The sequence below is a fragment of the Bacillus mesophilum genome (assembly GCF_008923265.1).
Taxonomy (GTDB): domain Bacteria; phylum Bacillota; class Bacilli; order Bacillales; family Cytobacillaceae; genus Cytobacillus; species Cytobacillus mesophilum.
On the sequence record NZ_WBOT01000019.1, the window covers coordinates 1 to 1,956 of the forward strand.

General features: G+C 32.6%; 3 protein-coding genes. 2 read left to right on the forward strand and 1 reads right to left on the reverse strand.

What is annotated here, in order from left to right:
- Positions 1–193: 193 nt before the first annotated feature.
- Positions 194–583 (forward strand): VOC family protein, encoded by a 390-nt coding sequence (locus F7732_RS22460; RefSeq protein ID WP_151576219.1) that lies wholly within the window; start codon positions 194–196, stop codon positions 581–583.
- 89 nt (positions 584–672) lie between these two features.
- On the opposite strand, the gene F7732_RS22465 is transcribed toward F7732_RS22460, so the two are convergent.
- Complete coding sequence (locus F7732_RS22465) at positions 673–1,191, reverse strand: TetR/AcrR family transcriptional regulator (RefSeq protein ID WP_151576220.1); 519 nt, start codon at positions 1,189–1,191, stop codon at positions 673–675.
- A 105-nt stretch (positions 1,192–1,296) separates the two neighbouring features.
- Here F7732_RS22465 and F7732_RS22470 point away from each other — a divergent pair, with 105 nt between their 5' ends.
- Complete coding sequence (locus F7732_RS22470; protein ID WP_151576221.1) at positions 1,297–1,638, forward strand: VOC family protein; 342 nt, start codon at positions 1,297–1,299, stop codon at positions 1,636–1,638.
- Positions 1,639–1,956 lie beyond the last annotated feature (318 nt).

A 1,956-nucleotide genomic window follows, 5' to 3' on the forward strand; every position in this document is an offset into this window, starting at 1 on the left:
AACGGTACAGAATTATGGGGTGATTTTAGTAAAGTTGAAGAAGAATTCTTATCTTATTAAAAGTCACGAGGGCGATTTTTACATAGAGGGAAATTGCATTTTCTATTCCACTAAAGGGGCAGGTTAGTGTAAGAAGAAAAAAACACAATTTGCAGAATAATAAATTATCAACAAGTTAGAGAGGTGATTATTATTGTTCTTTGAGATAACAATCCAGTTTCGTGTTACTAACTTTCAAGAAGGCTATAAGTGGTATAAAACATTCTTAAATAAGGAAGCAGATTTTGTTCCTCATGAAGGTTTTGCAGAGTGGGAAGTAATACCTGGTTGTTGGCTACAAATAGCGGAGGGTATACCTTCAGAAGGTAGTGGCCCACTTCGTTTAGGAGTTAAAAAGATTTATGCAGAAAAGATAAGATTAAAAGAACAGTTAGATGTTGCCGACTTTGAGATTTACTCTCGTGAAGAAGTTCCTGTAAAATGGGGAACATTAACAGATCCTTGGGGTAACCACATTGGTCTGTTTGAGTATATAAATAAAAATGAAGAAGATGAAAGAATCAAAGCTATAATACGAATTTGAGTATAGTATATAAAATGATTCATGGCAGCCTTCTTTTCTTTATTATTCAGGACTGTTAGTGCTTATATAAAGAACAAAAGGAGAGTTTATTAACTCTCCTTTTTAAATAGCCAGTTAATTAATTCTTTTCCCTGTTTACTAGTAATTTCTTCTTTGGAAATACCTTTAAGTATAGAACGCCAAGAAGCAATTAACACTAATTCTAGGGGTAAATCGTTGTTATTATTTAAGTCAGAAAGGAATCGTTCAATCCTATCTGTTTTATTAGTTGGATTGGGTTCACTAATCAAGCGTGAGAATTCATTTTTTGTGACGAAATCCATTCCAGTAATCATAGAAGCTTTAATAGCCTCATTTGGATTATCAAATAATGAGGCAGCACCCTCCATTCTATCCAAAATTCTTTGCTCTATTTCTGTTCTAATAACCTCATACAATTTCGCTTTAGATCCAAAGTGATGATATACGGCCCCAGTTGTCATTTGTGCTTTTTCTGCTAATTCTGTGATATTGACTCCTTCAAATCCCTTTTTACTAAACTCCTCTAAGGCAACTGTAATTAGTCTATCTTTATTAGTTCCTGGTATAGGTATCCATTCTTTCATCATAAAAATAGTTTACCATATTGACAATTATCAAGTAAATATATTACGATATACATAATCATCTTATGTTTTACATAATTAAATTATGTGTATTGGAGGTAAATAATTATGAAGTTGAGCTTTTTGTATCATCCTGTTAATGATCTAAAGGAATCCTTAACATTTTATCGAGATGTACTTGGGTTTGAAGAAGCTTGGCGTGAAGGGAGTCATACGATTGCTTTGAGCATACCTAATTCGGAGCAGCGAATTATGCTGGAGGCAGACGAACACGATTTAGGAGCTGGCGGAGTATTCTTAGTTGATAGTGTTGATGATTTTTATGAAGAGAATCAAACGAAAGTAAAATTTGTGAAGAACCCTATTGATATTCCTCCAGGTAGATATGCTATCTATTTAGACGATTCAGGAAACCCATTTCGTATAATTGATTTTTCTAAAGAAGATTAAAATAAAGAAAAACAGGTAGATATTTACCTGTTTTTCTTTATGAAATATTAGTTTGTGGAATAGTTTACTTAAACAAACGGGGGCTTTCCTTAAATAAATGGGAAGCCTTTTCTTATGGAGTTATAGGGGCAGTTTAGATGAATAGGGAATGATATCATAAATGTATATAAACGTAAAAATATAAGACTTAGTTTGAGGTGTTTTACTCTTGAATAAGACTCAAGTAAAGGTTTATTTCAGCTTGTTTGGAGATGACTTTCCAATAAATGACGTAACTGAAAAGTTAGAAGTAATACCTACTGAAACTTATAAAAAAGG